Origin of the sequence: Pseudonocardia parietis, from assembly GCF_017876315.1 — a bacterium.
Classification (GTDB): domain Bacteria; phylum Actinomycetota; class Actinomycetes; order Mycobacteriales; family Pseudonocardiaceae; genus Pseudonocardia; species Pseudonocardia parietis.
In genome coordinates, this window is the sequence record NZ_JAGINU010000001.1 from 806748 (window position 1) to 822755 (window position 16008).

General features: G+C 69.9%; 13 protein-coding genes and 2 pseudogenes. 12 read left to right on the plus strand and 3 right to left on the minus strand.

Annotation, left to right across the window (positions count from 1 at the left end; all coding sequences use genetic code 11):
• Window positions 1–20: 20 nt before the first annotated feature.
• From JOF36_RS03855 to istB, 7 genes and pseudogenes are all read left to right on the plus strand, one after another.
• Window positions 21–632 carry a cysteine hydrolase family protein gene (locus tag JOF36_RS03855; protein WP_210025047.1) on the plus strand — a complete coding sequence of 204 codons (612 nt, stop codon included), beginning with the start codon at window positions 21–23 and terminating at the stop codon, window positions 630–632.
• A complete protein-coding gene (locus JOF36_RS03860) occupies window positions 629–1489 on the plus strand; it encodes an alpha/beta fold hydrolase (RefSeq protein WP_210025048.1) in 861 nt (286 codons plus the stop codon). The genes JOF36_RS03855 and JOF36_RS03860 overlap by 4 nt, the downstream gene beginning before the upstream one ends.
• Window positions 1489–1770 (plus strand): YciI family protein, encoded by a 282-nt coding sequence (locus JOF36_RS03865; protein WP_210025049.1) that lies wholly within the window; start codon window positions 1489–1491, stop codon window positions 1768–1770. The genes JOF36_RS03860 and JOF36_RS03865 overlap by 1 nt, the downstream gene beginning before the upstream one ends.
• A gap of 404 nt (window positions 1771–2174) precedes the next feature.
• Complete coding sequence (locus tag JOF36_RS03870) at window positions 2175–2672, plus strand: flavin reductase family protein (protein WP_210025050.1); 498 nt, start codon at window positions 2175–2177, stop codon at window positions 2670–2672.
• Between the two features lie 30 nt (window positions 2673–2702).
• Window positions 2703–3631, plus strand: a pseudogene (gene ribB / locus JOF36_RS03875) (3,4-dihydroxy-2-butanone-4-phosphate synthase); the annotation flags it as partial.
• Window positions 3632–3723: 92 nt separating this feature from the next.
• Entirely contained in the window at window positions 3724–5025 is a 1302-nt protein-coding gene (gene istA / locus JOF36_RS03880; protein WP_210025051.1) for an IS21 family transposase, read from the plus strand.
• Window positions 5022–5855, plus strand: coding sequence for an IS21-like element helper ATPase IstB (gene istB / locus JOF36_RS03885; protein ID WP_281071087.1), 834 nt, complete (start codon window positions 5022–5024; stop codon window positions 5853–5855). The genes istA and istB overlap by 4 nt, the downstream gene beginning before the upstream one ends.
• Here istB and JOF36_RS03890 read toward each other — a convergent pair.
• The gene (locus JOF36_RS03890) at window positions 5831–7465 is read right to left on the minus strand and encodes a flavin-containing monooxygenase (RefSeq protein ID WP_210025052.1); all 1635 of its coding nucleotides are present in this window, start codon (window positions 7463–7465) and stop codon (window positions 5831–5833) included. The genes istB and JOF36_RS03890 overlap by 25 nt on opposite strands.
• 41 nt (window positions 7466–7506) lie before the next feature.
• The gene (locus JOF36_RS03895; RefSeq protein ID WP_210025053.1) at window positions 7507–8403 is read right to left on the minus strand and encodes an SMP-30/gluconolactonase/LRE family protein; all 897 of its coding nucleotides are present in this window, start codon (window positions 8401–8403) and stop codon (window positions 7507–7509) included.
• Window positions 8404–8591: 188 nt separating this feature from the next.
• On the opposite strand from JOF36_RS03895, the gene JOF36_RS03900 reads away from it, so the two are divergent.
• From JOF36_RS03900 to JOF36_RS03915, 4 genes are all read left to right on the plus strand, one after another.
• Window positions 8592–10217 carry a long-chain-fatty-acid--CoA ligase gene (locus JOF36_RS03900; RefSeq protein WP_245350672.1) on the plus strand — a complete coding sequence of 542 codons (1626 nt, stop codon included), beginning with the start codon at window positions 8592–8594 and terminating at the stop codon, window positions 10215–10217.
• Between the two features lie 124 nt (window positions 10218–10341).
• Entirely contained in the window at window positions 10342–12177 is a 1836-nt protein-coding gene (locus tag JOF36_RS40695) for a sigma-54-dependent Fis family transcriptional regulator (protein ID WP_210025054.1), read from the plus strand.
• A gap of 54 nt (window positions 12178–12231) precedes the next feature.
• Window positions 12232–13410 (plus strand): acyl-CoA dehydrogenase family protein, encoded by a 1179-nt coding sequence (locus tag JOF36_RS03910; RefSeq protein WP_210025055.1) that lies wholly within the window; start codon window positions 12232–12234, stop codon window positions 13408–13410.
• Window positions 13411–13443: 33 nt separating this feature from the next.
• On the plus strand, window positions 13444–14232 hold the full coding sequence (locus JOF36_RS03915; protein ID WP_210025056.1) for an alcohol dehydrogenase catalytic domain-containing protein: 789 nt from the start codon (window positions 13444–13446) through the stop codon (window positions 14230–14232).
• Window positions 14233–14634: 402 nt separating this feature from the next.
• Here the strand turns inward: JOF36_RS03915 and JOF36_RS03920 are convergent.
• Window positions 14635–15576 (minus strand): annotated as a pseudogene (locus JOF36_RS03920) (integrase core domain-containing protein); the annotation flags it as partial.
• A 144-nt stretch (window positions 15577–15720) separates the two neighbouring features.
• On the opposite strand from JOF36_RS03920, the gene JOF36_RS03925 reads away from it, so the two are divergent.
• Window positions 15721–16005 (plus strand): MDR/zinc-dependent alcohol dehydrogenase-like family protein, encoded by a 285-nt coding sequence (locus JOF36_RS03925; RefSeq protein WP_210025057.1) that lies wholly within the window; start codon window positions 15721–15723, stop codon window positions 16003–16005.
• The last annotated feature ends 3 nt before the right edge of the window (window positions 16006–16008 follow it).

The window sequence follows — 16008 nt, forward strand, 5'->3', positions numbered from 1 at the left end:
ACCCCCCGAAAGGCATTGCCATGGAACTCGACCCGCGCCGGACCGCATTCATCGCGGTGCACTACCAGAACGACGTGATCACGCCGGAGGGCGCGTTCGGCGCCATCTTCGCCGAGCAGGCCACCGCGGTCGGCGTCGTGCCGACCACGAAGACCCTGCATGCCGCCGCCCGCGCCGCAGGCGCCCAGGTCGTCTACACCCGGGTGGCGTTCCAGCCCGGCTACGGCGACCTCGTGGGCAACTTCCCGCTGCTCGCGATGGTCGGCCAGCAGGGCTGCCTGGTCGACGGCACCTCGGCTGCCGCCATCGTCGACGAGCTCACCCCGCTCGACGGCGACATCGTCGTGACGCACCAGCGGGTGAGCGGGTTCGTGGGCAGCGAGCTGGACGCCGTGCTGCGCGGCCGTGGCGTCGACACCGTCGTGGTCACCGGCGTGGCCACCAACATGTCGGTCGAGAGCACCGCGCGCAGCGCCGGCGACCTCGGATACCGCACGATCGTCGTCTCCGATGCGAGCAGCGCTGCTACGCCCGAGGTCCACCAAGCGTCACTGGACAGCCTGGGCATGCTCGGCGAGGTCGCCACCAGCGCCGATGTCCTGGCGGCGCTGAAGACCCCGGTGACGGCGTGAGCCGCCCCTCGGTGTGGTCCGCGCTCGCGGGCCTCGAGCTCAGCATCAGGTATGTGCAGGTCGGGGAGTGGCGGACCCGAGTGCTGGAGGCGGGCGAAGGTGAACCACTGGTGCTCATGCACGGCACCGGCGGGCACCTCGAGGCGTACGCACACAACATCGTGCCGCTGTCGGAGCGCTTCCGCGTGATCGCCTACGAGTACCCGGGCCACGGCTACACCACCCACACCACCCGAGACCTCGAGCTGCCCGACTACGTCGCGCACCTCGACGGACTGCTCGACGCACTCGGGGTCGACCGCACGAATCTGTCCGGCGAGTCGCTCGGCGGCTGGCTGGCGCTCAAGTACGCGGCCGCGCACCCCGAGCGGGTGGGAAAGGTCGTGCTCAACACCCCGGGAGGCACCATGGCCACCCCCGAGGTGATGGAGCGGATCCGCAGCCTGTCCCAGGCCGCCGCGGACGACCCGACCGAGGAGCGGATCCGGGCCCGGCTGGAGTGGCTGATGGCGGACCCGTCGTCGGTCACCGACGAGCTCGTCGACATCCGGCGCGGCATCTACGCCCGTCCCGGCTTCGCCGAGTCCATGCGCCACATCCTCTGCCTGCAGGACCCGGAAATCCGTGCACGCAACCTGGTCACCGACGCCGAGCTCGCCGCGGTGACCGGCCCGGCGCTCGTGGTCTGGACCAGCGATGACCCGTCCGGTCCCGCCGCAGCCGGGATGAACATGGCGGCCAAGATGCCCGACGCGCGGTTCGAGGTGATCAAGGACGCCGGTCACTGGCCGCAGTGGGAGCAATCCGAGACCTTCAACGCCCTCGCGCTGGAGTTCCTAACCGGAGGGAAGCCCTGATGGCGCTGTTCGCGGTGGTCTGGCGCTACACCAACGACACCCGCCTGCTCGACGAGATCCGTCCGCTGCATCGGGACTACCTGCAGGACATGGTGAAACAGGGCGTCGTGCGGCAGGCGGGCCCGTTCCGCGACGGCTCGGGCGGTCTGCTCGTCTACGACGTAGCCGACGAAACCGAACTGGCCAAGCGGATCGGCGAGGACCCGTTCAGCATCAACGGCGTGATCGTCGAGTCCCACTCCTGGCCCTGGGCGCCGGTGGTCGGCCCTCTGGCCGATTGATACGACCAGCTGTGCTCAGCCTGCGGCGGGGTACGCGCAGGTCGCATCCCTGCTGCACGAGCGAGGTGGTGCATGCGCTCGCACGCGCCACCGCCCGAGAGTACGGCGAGCCGACGGTTATGCCGGCGGCGCCAGCGCACTCGTGACCGCCGACAGTGACGAGATCGAGGTCGACGGCACCAACCACGCGGTCACCATCCTGACGAAGTCGAGTCAGCCGCTGGCGGGCAGCGCTGATGGCCCAGCACGTACTGACGACTCCGGGCTTTCTCACCCCCGTTGCAGACGTCGGTGGGGCGGGTGATCAACCACGGAGATCTACAGAGCGGCGCGGCTCATCGCCGCGCCGCATCGAACAACCTCACCGGCCAGGGGCCGGCCGCCGACGTGGGAGTGCTGACAGGATGATCGAGATTGATCCGACGGCCGTGGATCCGGCCCGGCTACGACAGGCGTACGGGTGCTTCCCATCCGGAGTGACCGCGGTGTGCGCCCTCCTCGACGGCCTACCGGTGGGGTTGGCGGCTAGTTCGTTCACCTCGGTGTCGGTGCACCCGCCCCTGGTGTCAGTGTGCATCCAGGACACATCAACCACCTGGCCGCGACTCCGCGGGCAGCCGCGGCTGGGAGTGAGCGTGCTCGCCGAGTCCCACGACCTGGCGTGCCGGACATTGTCGCTGAAGGAGGGTGACCGGTTCGCCGGCGTGGACTGGGAGGCCAGCAGCGGCGGCGCGGTGTTCGTGCGCGGGTCGACGGCGTGGTTGGACTGCTCGGTGTACTCCGAGGTACCAGCCGGGGACCACGCGATCGTATTGCTGACGATCCACGGCCTGCGGGCCGAGCCCGAGGCACCGCCCTTGGTGTTCCACGGCAGCCGGTTCCGCCGACTTGCCGCTCTCTAGGGACCGGGAAAGAGTGCCGTGAACATCGTCATCGAGACCGCGGGCGCGGCCCTCGCCCGGGTCGGCCGCGCGCTGGACGCCATCGCGGCGGGACGACCAGTGATCGTCGTCGACGACGAGCATCGGGAGAACGAGGGCGACCTCGTCTTCGCGGCAGAGTGCGCAACGCCCGAGCTGGTGGCGTTCACCGTCCAGCACACGTCCGGTTACGTCTGCGTCGCCTTGCCCGCCGCGGAGTGCGACCGGCTCGACTTGCCTCCCATGCACTCCACAAACAGAGACCGCATGGGCACCGCGTACCGGGTGACCGTCGACCTCGCCACCGGTGTAGGCACGGGCATCTCAGCGCGGGATCGCGCCCGCACGGTCGCGGCCCTTGCCGACCAGGCTTCGGATGGCTCGGACTTCACCCGCCCAGGCCACGTCGTCCCGCTACTGGCGCGGGCCGGGGGGTGCTCAGCAGACCAGGGCACACCGAGGCCGCCGTTGACCTGGCACGGCTGGCGGGGATGCGACCTGCTGGCGCGCTGTGCGAGATCGTGAGCCGGGACCTGCCAGGAGAGATGGCCCGTGGGCCCGAACTGCAGCGGTTCGCCACCGAGCACGGTCTGGTCCTGATCTCCATCGCTGACCTGATCGCCTACCGGCGCCGCCACGAGCCGCAGGTCGCTCGGGTCGCGGTGACCACGCTCCCCACCGCGCACGGTGGCTTCCGGGCGATCGGGTACCGGGGTCTAGTGGACGGCGCCGAGCACATCGCGCTGCTCACTGGGACGGTGGGCAAGGGTGAGCAGCTCCCGGTGTATGTGCACGCCGAGTGTCTGACCGGAGACGTGCTGGGCTCACTGTCCTGCGGCTGCCGCCGGCGGATGGAGAACGCGCTGTCCACGATCGCAGCTGCCGGTCGCGGCCTCGTCGTTTACACCCGCTCGGTAGGTCGAGCTCGAGGTTGTGGGCTCTTCGAGTGGCGGCGCGGGCCCACCTGTCGACGGATCCTGAAATCTGACCCCCTGGCGTTCCGGGAATCTTGACCCCTCCCAACGCTGGGGAGGTGCTGAATGTGGAGGACTGGGCGGAGATTCGTCGGCTGCATCGGGCTGAGGGTGTCCCGATCAAGGAGATCGCCCGCAGGCTCGGGGTGGCCCGCAACACGGTGCGGGCGGCGTTGCGCTCGGGCGGGCCACCGCGCTACGAGCGCGCACCCCGGGGCTCGGTCGCGGATGCCTTCGAGCCGCAGGTGCGGGCGCTGCTGGTGGCGTGGCCGACGATGCCGGGCCCGGTGATCGCGCAGCGGATCGGCTGGCCCTACTCCGAGGGCCCGTTGAAGAAGCTGCTGGCCAGGATCCGGCCCGAGTACGTAGGCATCGACCCGGCCGACCGGATCGTCTACGAGCCCGGACAGATCGCCCAGTGCGACCTGTGGTTCCCCGAGACGGCGGTCCCGGTCACCGCTGGGCAGGCGCGGATCCTTCCGGTGCTGGTGGTGACGCTGGCGTTCTCCCGGTTCCACTCGGCGACGATGATCCCTTCGCGCCAGGCCGGGGACATCCTGGCGGGGATGTGGCTGCTGCTCTCTCAGATCGGGCGGGTGCCCAAGACTCTGGTCTGGGACCGGGAGTCTGCGATCGGCGGCACCGGCAGGCTCACGGCCCCGGCGGCGGCGTTCGCCGGGACCCTGGCCACCAGGATCCGGCTGGCCCCGCCACGAGACCCGGAGTTCAAGGGCATGGTCGAGCGCAACAACGGGTACTTCGAGACCTCGTTCCTCCCCGGCCGCGGCTTCACATCCCCGGCCGACTTCAACGACCAGCTCGGCGACTGGCTCACCACGCGGGCGAACACGCGCACCGTCCGAGCCATCCACGGTCGTCCGGTGGACCTGCTCGAGACCGACCGGCAAGCGATGACCGTCCTGCCACCGGTGGCCCCGCAGGTCGGGCTGACCCACCGGATCCGGCTGGCCCGGGACTACTACGTGCGCATCGACGCCAACGACTACTCCGTCGACCCGCGGGTGATCGGTCGCTTCGTCGACGTCAGCGCCTCGCCCACCACGGTCGAGGTGTTCTGCGACAACACCCCGGTTGCCCGCCACGACCGCAACTGGGCCCGCCACATGGTGATCACCGACCCGGCCCATGTTGCGACCGCCCACCAGATGCGCCTCGCGCTGGCCGAGCAACGCCGCGCCCAGCAGCAGGCCCAGCAGAGCGGGGCGCGCCGACACGGCGACGGACACCCTGTCGCGATCCGCGCACTGCCCGACTACGACGCCCTGTTCGGCGTCGACTTCACCCCCACAAGCCCGACCGACCCGACGGCCGCGCCCGCGGCAGAAGTGAGCAACCCATGACCGCCACGATGACCATGACTGCACCGACGGAGGGCCTGCCCTCGATGCTGGCCTACCTGACCCGGGTACTGAAGACCCCGACGATCGGGCGCTGCTGGGAAGAACTGGCAGCCCAGGCTCGCGACGAGAACTGGTCGCACGAGGAATATCTGGCCACGGTCCTGCAACGCCAGGTCGCCGAACGTGAGTCCGCCGGAACCACGATGCGGATTCGCACCGCGCACTTCCCCGCGGTGAAGACCATCGAGGACTTCAACCTCGACCACCTGCCCTCGCTGCGCCGCGACGTCCTGGCGCATCTGGCGACTGGGACGTTCGTCGCCAAGGCCGAGAACGTGATCCTGCTCGGCCCACCCGGGCTCGGGAAGACCCACCTCGCGATCGGGCTCGGGGTCAAAGCCACCCACGCCGGCTACTCGGTCCTGTTCGACACCGCCAACAACTGGATCACTCGCCTCACCGAGGCCCACCAGGCCGGGCGGCTCGAGGCCGAGCTGAAGAAGATCCGCCGCTACAAGCTGATCATCATCGACGAGGTCGGCTACATCCCCTTCGACCAGGACGCCGCGAACCTGTTCTTCCAGCTCATCGCCTCCCGCTACGAACAGGGCTCGGTCATGGTCACCAGCAACCTGCCCTTCGGGCGCTGGGGCGAGACCTTCTCCGACGACGTCGTCGCCGCAGCCATGATCGATCGCCTCGTCCACCACGCCAGATCGTCGTCGAGGCCGCCCTGGCCGCGTTCGACCACTCGGGGCCGGCACACCGTGGCGGCCGGCCCCGAGTTGCTGGGAGGTATCGGGTGTCAGGTGATGGTGAATCCGGCGTAGCCCTTGTCCTTGATTTCGGCGAACTTGTCCCGGTATGTCGGCAGCCCGCCGGGGTAGTTCAGGATCTGGACCTTCTTGCCGGGGATGTTGGCGCCCATGTACCAGGATTTGACCGTGGGGAACAGGGTCTGGTTCACCACCTCGGCACAGTGTTCGGTCCATTCCTGTTCGGCCTGCTGGGTTGCCTCGAACCGGCTGTGGCCGTTTCGGAGTAGGTGGTCGAGGGTTTCGACGATCATCTCGCCCTGGATCTCGGCGCAGGTCGGGCCGTTGCAGAAGCCCGAGGGGCTCTGTGGGCCGTAGACGAACAGCAGGTTCGGGAATCCTGCGGTGGCGATGCCGAGGTGGGCGTCAACTCCGGAGGACCACTTGTCGCGCAGTAGGGTGCCGTCGGTGCCGCGGATGTCGATCTGGGTCAGGCCGCCGGTGACGGCGTCGAAGCCGGTGGCGAGCACGATGATGTCGAACTCGCGCTCGGTGCCGTCGGCCGTTCTGATGCCGGTCTCGGTGACGGCGTCGATCGGGGTCTCGCCGATGTCGACCAGGTTCACGTTGTCCTGGTTGAACACCTCGTAGTAGTTCTGCTCCAGCGATGGCCGTTTGATCCCGAACGGGTACGGCGCCTGCATGGGGGCGAGCTTGTCGGCGACCTTCGGGTCGTGGATGCGCGCCCGGGTCTTGTCCCGCCAGAACCTGTAGGCGTGGTCGTTGGCCTCTGGGTCGATCAGGATGTCCTGGAAGATGCCCAGCCAGTAGAAGAACCCGCCCTGCTGCCAGCGCCGCTCGAAGACTTCGGCCCGCTCCTCGGGTGTGACCTCGAGGGTGCTGCCCGGGGCGAAGTCGAGGTCTCTGTCGAATCCCGCGAACGTGTCGGCCCGGTAGGTGAGCCGGCCCTCCAGCCCGGCCTTGATCTCGGTCTGGTCCTGTGGGGTGAGCGTGCGCTGGTGCATGGGAAGCGCCAGGACCGGGGTGCGCTGGAACACGGTCACGTCGGCGGCGTCGCGGGCGGCTTCCTGGATCACCTGCACGGCGCTGGCGCCGGTGCCGACGACGCCGACGCGCTTGCCGGTGAAGTCCACACCCTCCTGCGGCCAGAGCCCGGTGTGGTGGCAGGTGCCACGGAAGCTGTCCAGGCCCGTGATCGGCGGGGTGTAGGGCTTGGAGGCGAATCCGAGGCAGGGCACCAGGTAGGCGCAGCGCGCCGTGCGGCCGTCGGCGGCGTGCACCACCCACTGGTTGCGCTCGGTGTCGAACTCGGCCGAGGTGACGCGGGTGTTGAACCGGGTGTCCTTGCTGAAGTCGAGCTTGCGGTCGAGGTAGGCGAAATACTCGCGCACCTCGGCCCAGCCGGGGTAGCGCTCGCTGTACTCCCAGTCCTTCCACAGGTCCTTGTAGGAGAACTGGTAGACCGATCCCTCGCTGTCGACCCGGGCACCGGGGTAGCAGTTCCAATACCAAATGCCACCCGGCCCCTCTCCGGCCTCCCAGATCTTCACCGAGTAGCCGAGGTCACGAAGCCGGTCCAGCTGGTAGATGCCGGCGAATCCGGCTCCGATCACGAGGACGTCGAGTTCCTCGACAGCGGCGGTGGTGTCGGCGGTGGCGGTCATGATTCTCCTCGCTTCGGTGCGGTGGTCAGGGACGCCGTCGGTCACGGGGTGCCGGCGTGCGGCACGTCGACACGGGTGGAGACGAGCCGGCCGAGGGTGGTGGTCGAGCGCTCGCCCTCGTCGAAGTTCGGGGCGACGCACAGGAACAGCGTGCGGCCGTCGTCGCCGCCGAGCATGCAGGCGAACACGCCCTCGTCGCCGGTCGAGATCTCCTCGAGGATCTCGCCGCCCTCGGCGACCCGTACACAGCGGTGGTGGATCGCGTCGGCGACCCACACGGCGCCGTCGGCGTCGAGACAGTTGCCGTCCGGGCCGATCGAGGCCGCACCGACCAGCGTGGCCACGTCGTCGGTGTCGGGCAGTGTCCCGAAGTGGGCCCAGTCCCGGCGCGGTCCGAGCTCGCCATCGGACCCGATGTCGAACGCGGAGATCCTGTTGCCGAAGGTCTCGCCCACGATCAGGGTCTTCCCGTCCGGGGTGATCACCGAGCCGTTCGGGAACATCAGGTCCTCGGCGGCCACCGAGACGGTGCCGTCCGGGTCGACGCGGGTGAGGTTGGCCGTGCGGAACGGTGCCCCGCCCATCAGGTCGAACCCGAAGTCACCGACGTAGGCGCGGCCCTGCCCGTCGACGACCATGTCGTTGACGTGCCCGCCGGTCGTGGTGGTCAGGTCGGCGTGCTCGACCAGCTCCCCACTCTCGAGGCGGAGCAGCTTGCGGTCGCGCATCGACACCACGAGCAGGGTGCCGTCCGGGAGCCAGCCGAGCCCGGAGGGCTGCGCCGGAACCGTGACGATCTCCTCGGTCTTCCCCTCGGGCGTGACCGCGACGACCTTGTGAGAGTAGAAGTCGGAGAGCCACAGGCGGCCGTCGTGCCACCTCGGGCCCTCGAGGTAGGTGAACCCGTCGACGACGGGGGTGAGCGGGCGGTCGGTCACGACTGTTCCTCTCGTCGGGGTCGGACGAGGCGGAAGTGTGGGACGGCCGTGACCCCGCCCACTGTCCCACTTCGCTACACGGGTCGGCTGCGCCCGGCCCGTGTCGCGAATCCGGACAGTGCGGAGGTCGTCGGGGCGGTGAGCCTTTCCGGTCACGCACCACGACCGGCGAGAGGTGGAGAACCCTGATGGACGGGCTGATGATGGACCGGCAGTTGTTGCTGTCGCGGCTGCTCTGGCGTGCCGAACGAGTCTTCGCCGATCGGGCCGTGATCACCGGGGCGCCGACCGGCGACGAGCGGTTCACCTACGCCCGGCTCGGTGACCGTGTGCGCCGGCTCGTCACAGCGCTGCGTGAGGTCGGCATCGGGCCGGGGGATCGGGTGCTGAGCCTGGCCTGGAACTCCCGCCGACACCTCGAGGCCTACTTCGCGGTGCCGTGCATGGGCGCGGTGCTGCACACCGGCAACCACCGGCTCTCACCCGAGCAACTGGCCTACACGATCAACCATGCGGGCGACCGGGCGGTGCTGGTCGCCCCGGACCTGCTCGGCCTGCTGGAGTCGGTCCGGGACCGTCTGCACACGGTGGAGGCGGTCCTCGTCCTCGGCGAGGTCCCCGCCGGCTGCGGGTGGGAGAACGTGTACGCCTACGACGACCTGGTCGGGCGTTCCGTGCCCGCCCGGGAACTACCGGAGTTCCCGGAAACCACTGCGGCCGCGCTCTGCTACACCTCCGGGACGACCGGCGACCCGAAGGGTGTCCTCTACAGCCACCGCAGCACGGTGTTGCACGCTCTCGCTCTGTGCGCCGCCGGCTCGGCCGCGATCGGTCCGGACGAACGCATCCTGCTCGCCACACCGATGTCGCACGTCAACGCCTGGGGCGTGCCCTACGCAGCCGCCCTCGCCGGCGCGACACTGATCCTGCCCGGCACCCATCCGCGGCCCGAGGACCTGCTCCGGCTCATCCAGGACCACGGTGCGAGCACCGCCGTCGCCGCCGTGACGGTCGGGACGATGATGCGCCGCGCCTGGGAGGCGGCGGGGGGTGTGCCCGACCTCACGGCACTGCAGCGGCTGTGGCTCGGCGGCTCGGCGCCCTCGGCTGCCGAGATCGAGTGGTGGGCCCGCACCGTCGACGTTCGCGTGGTCAACGGGTGGGGGATGACCGAGACCTCGCCCATGGCGACCTTCTCCTCGGCCGCCACCCGGCCCGATGAGCTGTTGGATCCGGGCGTGCTCGACGTTCAGGCGCGGCAGGGCCGGCCGCTCCCACTGGTCGAGATGCGCATCGTCGCTGCCGACGGCACGGAGCTCCCCTGGGATGGGCAGTCGAGCGGCGAGCTGGAGGTGACGGCACCCTGGGTCGCATCGGCCTACCTGGACCGACCGGATCCGGACAGCCACCGCGACGGCCGGCTGCGTACCGGCGACGTCGCCGTGTTCCATCCCGACGGCACGATGCAGGTCAAGGACCGAACCAAGGACCTGGTCAAGAGCGGCGGTGAGTGGATCTCCTCGGTCGAGTTGGAGAACGCGTTGCTCGGGCACCCGGACGTCGAGGACGCCGTCGTGGTGGCGGTACCCGATCCGACGTGGGTCGAGCGACCGGTCGCCTGCGTCGTCGCGGCCGGGAACGTCACCGGCGACGACCTCCGCTTCCATCTGGCGGAACGGTTCCCCCGGTTCTGGGTTCCGGACACCGTGCTGTTCGTCGACACCATCCCGCGGACCTCGGTGGGCAAGCTCGACAAGAAGCGTGTCCGAGCCGAGCTCGGCATCACCGACGACACGGCGCCGGTCACGTCCTGACCTCACCGGCCCGAACTTCGCGAATCGGGGCCTGTAGCGAATTGGGACAGTGCGCGTGGCCACCGCAATGCTGTGCTCCATCGCCTAACCTGGTACGGACCTCGACGGCGAGGAGGCGACGATCGTGCACCCCGACCAGCCCGCCACGGCACTGCGCACGGAGCGGGAGCGGACGCTCGACGGCGACACGGCTCTGCCGGTCGGCACGAGGTCCGCCTTTCGGGACGACATCCTCACGTCGTGGCGCCGCTGCCAGATGGTCGGCATGGCCCCGAGCAGCGAGGACGTTCCCTACCGGCCCGAGTTCGAACGGCCGAACCGGCTGCTGCGCGCAGCCGGGCCGGTGATCGACCGGCTGGCCGAGCAGATGGGCAGCGGGCCGGCATCGATCCTGCTCGCCGACTCCGAGGCGCAGATCATCGACCGCCGCGCCGGGATTCGAGCGCTCGAGGAGGCGCTCGACCGGGCGATGGTCGCCCCCGGGTTCCACTACGCCGAGGAGTACACCGGCACCAACGGCATCGGCAGCGCGCTGGAGGCACGCAAGCCGTTCGTCGTGTCCGGTTCCGAGCACTATCGGGAGAACCTGCAGGAGTTCACCTGCATCGGGTCACCGCTGCGGCATCCCATCAGCGGTGTGGTCGAGGGTGTTCTCGACGTCACCAGCCGGGTCAGTGACACGCAGGAACTGATGAAGCCGCTCGTGCTCGCTGCCGTGCGCGAGATCGAGTCCCGGATGTACGCCGACGCGTCGCGGCGGGAGCAGATGCTGCTGGAGCGGTTCCTGCGGGCCGGGCGGCGCTCGAGCAGCACCGCGGTGCTGTCGTTGAACGAGGACGTCGTCATGGCGACCACGGCGGCCTCCGCACTGCTCGACATGTCCGACCAGGCGAGCCTGTGGGAGTGGGCCTGCCGCATGCTGGGCACCGGCGACGAATGCGTCGGTGATGTCGCGCTGTCCGGAGGCGTCGTGGTCGACGCGCGCGCCACCCGGATCGGTGATCGGGACGGCACTGCCGGGGTCCTGGTCGAGATGCGCCCCGCGGCGCGCTCGGCTCGGGGCAGCGCGCCCGCCGGTGGACACCGGGTGCGGCGGGCTCGGCGAGCCGCCGCCCGAAGTGATGTGTTGCCCGGACGCAGCGTGGCCGCCGGTCGGCTGCGTGACGAGGTCGAGGTCGTTGTCGACGACGAGCGACCGCTGCTGCTGTGTGGCGAGCCGGGCACGGGCAAGCTGTTCGTCGCCACCCACCTGCACCGCAAGCGGCGTCACCAGGATCCACTGACCGTGCTGGACGCGCGTACCTCTCCGGACGACCCGGGTGCGTGGTTCGACCGGCTCGTCTCGGGCATCGACGGCGGCGGGACGGTCGTGGTGCGTCACCTCGACCAGCTGGCCCCCGAAATGGCGGGACGGGTCGAGGCGCTCCTCGAGACCCCGGCGAGGACGGGAGCGCGGATCGTGGCGACCGTCCGCACCCGCGACGGCGACTCCCCGGCCGGCCGCACGCTGGACCACTTCCCGGTCTCGATCACCGTCCCACCACTGCGCTATCGCGGTGAGGACATCGCCGATCTCGCGCCGCGGCTGATCGGCGCCCACACCGCACGACGACCCGCGCCCCGACTCCTGCCGTCCACGTTGCGGACGCTGTCCGGTCTGGACTGGCCCGGCAACGTCCGCGAGCTCGGAGCTGTGCTCGCCACCGCGGTGACCCGCTCACTCGGCTCCGACATCGCTCACGAGCATCTCCCGGCCGAGTACCGCGACAGCAGCAACCGGTCCGGGCCCGCATCGCTGCAGCGCGCCGAACGCGACATCCTGCTCGAGGCACTCGCCGAGACCCACGGCAACAAGCTGGCCGCGGCCGAGCGGCTCGGGATCGCGCGCTCGACGCTGTACCGGAAGATGCGGATCCTGGGCATCGACGAGAACCGCCTGCCCACCTTCCGCCCGCGTTGAGCCGTGTAGCGAATCCGGACAGGAGGCGCGGGCGTCCGCGCCTACCTTTCCGGCATGGCCGATACACCGTCCCCTGATCACGAGGATTTTCTCGACGTCGACTCCGGGCTCGCCGAGCAGGAACGCGACATTCGCGACGCAGTCCGGGAATTTGCCCAGGACCGGCTCGCGCCGCATGTCGGCGACTGGTTCGAGAACGGTCGGCTACCGGCCCGCGAGCTCGCCGCCGAGTTCGGCAAGCTCGGTGTGTTCGGCATGCACCTCGACGGCTACGGCTGCGCCGGCACGACCGCCACCGCCTACGGAATCGCCTGCCGCGAGCTCGAAGCCGTCGACTCCGGGCTGCGTAGCTTCGTCTCAGTACAGGGATCGCTGGCGATGAAGGCGATCCACCGCTGGGGCAGCGAGGAGCACCGGGCCGAGTGGCTGCCCCGGATGGCGGCCGGCGAGGCGATCGGCTGCTTCGGCCTGACCGAACCGGACGCAGGCAGCGACCCCGGATCGATGCGGACCCGCGCCCGCCGCGACGGGACGGACTGGATTCTCAACGGCACCAAGATGTGGATCACGAACGGGTCCGTCGCCGACGTCGCGGTCGTGTGGGCACAGACCGACGACGGTGTGCGCGGGTTCATCGTCCCGACCGACACGCTCGGGTTCAGCGCCCCAGAGATCAAGCACAAGCTCTCGTTGCGGGCCTCGGTGACCTCCGAGCTCGTACTCGACGGCGTCCGGCTGCCCGACTCCGCCGCCTTCCCCGAGGTCAGAGGCCTGCGCGGGCCCCTAACCTGCCTGAACGAGGCCCGGTTCGGGATCCTTGCCGGCGTCGTCGGCGCAGCCCGCACCTGTTACCTCGCCGCGCGGGACTACACGCTCGAACGCGAGCAGTTCGGCCGTCCACTGGCGGCGTTCCAACTGACCCAACGCAAACTCGCCGACATGGTCGTCGAGGTCAACCGGGCGAGCCTGCTCGCGCTGCAGATCAGCCGACTCTCCGACACCGGGCGCCTGCACCACCGTCACGTCAGCGTCGGCAAGCTGGCCAACGTCCGCGCGGCACTGGACGTCGCCCGCAGCGCCCGGACCCTGCTCGGCGCCAACGGCATCTCACTCGAGTACCCGGTGATGCGCCACATGGCCAACCTCGAAACCGTCCTCACCTACGAGGGCACCGAGGAGATGCACGCACTGTCGATCGGCCAGGGCGTCACCGGCCTCCCCGCGTTCCGCTGAACCCACCCCACCCCGACTCGGAGGAAGCAACCGATGGTCAGAGCAGCAGTACTGCGCGAACGCGGCGGACCGATCACCGTCGACGAGATCGTGCTGCCCGACCCCGGACCGCACCAGGTCCGGGTACGCCTGGCCGCGGCCGGCGTGTGCCATTCGGACCTGTCGCTGGCGAACGGGACGCTACGCCAGAAGACGCCCGCGGTCCTCGGCCACGAGGGCGCCGGCGTGGTCGTCGCGGCCGGCGCCGAGGTGACCCGGGTGTCGGTGGGCGAGAAGGTGGTGCTCAACTGGTCACCGTCGTGTGGAACCTGCTGGTTCTGCCGGGAGTGCGAGCCCTACCTGTGTGAGCACGCGGACGACGCCGCCGCCGAGCCCTACGCCACCCTGACCGACGGCACCCCGATCTACGCCGCCCTCGGCACCGGCGCGTTCGCCGAGGAGACCGTCGTCGGCGAACGAGCAGTGGTGCCGCTGCCCGCCGACACCGACCTCGAACGGGTCGCCATCCTCGGATGCGCCGTACTGACCGGCGCGGGCGCGGTGTTCCACACCGCCGGGGTCCGCAAGGGCCAGTCGGTGGCTGTCATCGGCCTCGGCGGAATCGGGCTGTGCGCCATCCAGGCCGCCCGGATCCGCGGGGCGGAGACGATCATCGGTATCGACGTGGCCCCCGAGAAGGGCGACCTCGCGCTCCAGCACGGGGCTACCGCGTTCGTCCCAGCAGGTGACGAGGCGCTCACGGCGGTGCGCGAGCTCACCGGTGGGCGCGGTGCCGACCACGTGTTCGACTGTGTCGGCGGCGGTGCGACGACCCGAATGTGATGTCTCAGAACATCGGTGACAGTTCTGCCTCAGGACATCGGTGACGGTTGATGTGTCAGGACTTCGGTGACGCTCCCGGGTTCTTCGGCTGTCTTCCGCGGGGTCGACCGTTGCCGACGTAGTTGGTGCCGGGAGTGGGTCTGGTGCGTTCGGCGAGGATCTCGCCTTCGAGGTCGGTGACGGTGATCGTGTCGCCGGGCTGTCGCCGTCGCTGACGACGAGGACATGTTCGAACGCGTGGGCGACGCCGATCTTGTAGAGCACCTTGTCGACGTGGACGACTCCGGCGGAGCTCGCCGTTCTCAGGCGTGTGCCGGCGGGTAGGCCTTCCGGTGGCTTCGGTCGGGGCCGCATGGCGGGGGCCGGCGGCCGGTAGACCGGCCGGTCCGGTTTCGGGCGGGGTGGATCGGCCTTGGCCGTCGCCTCCCACGCGGCCTGCGGCGTGATTCGCCCGGGCAGCCCTTGGTGAGGGCGCTCGGTGTTGTAGACGTGGTCGAAGGCGTCGATCTGGGCCTGGAGCTGCGCGAGTGTGGCGGCGAGCGGTTGCTTGTCGAGGTAGCGGAACAGGGTCTGGTGGAAGCGTTCGTTCTTGCCTTGGGTGGTCGGCTTGTGCGGCTTGCCGGTGATCGCCTCGACACCCAGCGCGGCGACATGTGCGACGAGCCGGCCGACCAGGCCGCGACGCGACGGGTTGAGCGCGAGCCCGTTGTCCGACAGCAGCCGTTGCGGCACACCGTGAGCGGCCACGGCCTTGTCGAAGATCGCGATCGCGTCCCGGGCGGTCTCACCGGCCGCGGCGTGGGAAGCGACCGCGTAGCGGGAGTGGTCGTCGATGAGCTGGAAGATCACGCACTTGCGTCCGCCGGTCAGCACGTACTCGGTGGCGTCGAGTTGCCAGCACGCGTTGGGCGCCGGGTAGACGAACCGCCGCCACGCCGAGCGGGGCTTCTTGCGCGGCTCCGGCCGGGCGATACCGGTCTCGCGGAAGATCCACGCCAGCGACGCCATCGAGGGCACCGCGACCAGGCCCATCGCGCGCATCTTCTCGTGAACACTGATCGGGCCGTGGTCCAACCCGGACGCCTCAAGCGCGGCTCGCACCTGGACGGCCTGGGCCTTGACCTGCTCGGTCAGCATCGACGGGCTCGACCTCGGCCGTCTGGACTTGGGCTCGAGCACTGCCGCCGGCCCCTCAGTTCGAGCGCGCCTACGCAGTTCGTAGAACGACTTGCGCGAGATGCCGTGCTCGGCGCAGAACGTCGAGACCGCACCCCGCGGTGCGTCGTCAGGCCACTGCGAGATCGCAAGGCGCACACGGGGATCGATGGGTTCATGGGCAGCCACCGCGGCATCCTCGCGGCGGAAGTGTCACCACCAAGAACACCAGAAGTGTCACCGATGTCCTGACACAGAATCGTCACCGATGTCCTGAGACATAACAGTGCGACGACCCGAACCGCCTGGAATGCCAGCCGCCGCGGCGGGACGGTGACCGTCGTCGGGGTCGGCGCCAAGACCAGCACCGTCGAGTTCTCCGCCCTGGAGCTGTTCTGGTTCGGCCGGACGCTGCACGGCTGCGTCTACGGCTCCACCGACCCCGACCGGGACGTGCCTGAGCTGCTCGACCTCGCCCGCGCCGGCCGGCTCGACCTCGATGCCTTGCGCACCGCGACCACCGACTTGCACGGGATCGACGAGGCGTTCGCCGCGCTCGGCGACGGGCGGGGTGCCCGCACCGTCGTCCGGATCACGTCCGAGGGAGGCTCGCAGTGACCG

What these genes read in the sequence shown, in the direction of transcription:
- JOF36_RS03865 (WP_210025049.1), top strand. Translation starts at nt 1,489, where the DNA reads ATGGCGCTGTTCGCGGTGGTCTGGCGCTACACCAACGACACCCGCCTG.
- JOF36_RS03855 (WP_210025047.1), top strand. Translation starts at nt 21, where the DNA reads ATGGAACTCGACCCGCGCCGGACCGCATTCATCGCGGTGCACTACCAG.
- JOF36_RS03910 (WP_210025055.1), top strand. Translation starts at nt 12,232, where the DNA reads ATGGCCGATACACCGTCCCCTGATCACGAGGATTTTCTCGACGTCGAC.
- JOF36_RS03870 (WP_210025050.1), top strand. Translation starts at nt 2,175, where the DNA reads ATGATCGAGATTGATCCGACGGCCGTGGATCCGGCCCGGCTACGACAG.
- istB (WP_281071087.1), top strand. Translation starts at nt 5,022, where the DNA reads ATGACCGCCACGATGACCATGACTGCACCGACGGAGGGCCTGCCCTCG.
- JOF36_RS03915 (WP_210025056.1), top strand. Translation starts at nt 13,444, where the DNA reads ATGGTCAGAGCAGCAGTACTGCGCGAACGCGGCGGACCGATCACCGTC.
- JOF36_RS03890 (WP_210025052.1), bottom strand. Translation starts at nt 7,465, where the DNA reads ATGACCGCCACCGCCGACACCACCGCCGCTGTCGAGGAACTCGACGTC.
- JOF36_RS03900 (WP_245350672.1), top strand. Translation starts at nt 8,592, where the DNA reads ATGGACGGGCTGATGATGGACCGGCAGTTGTTGCTGTCGCGGCTGCTC.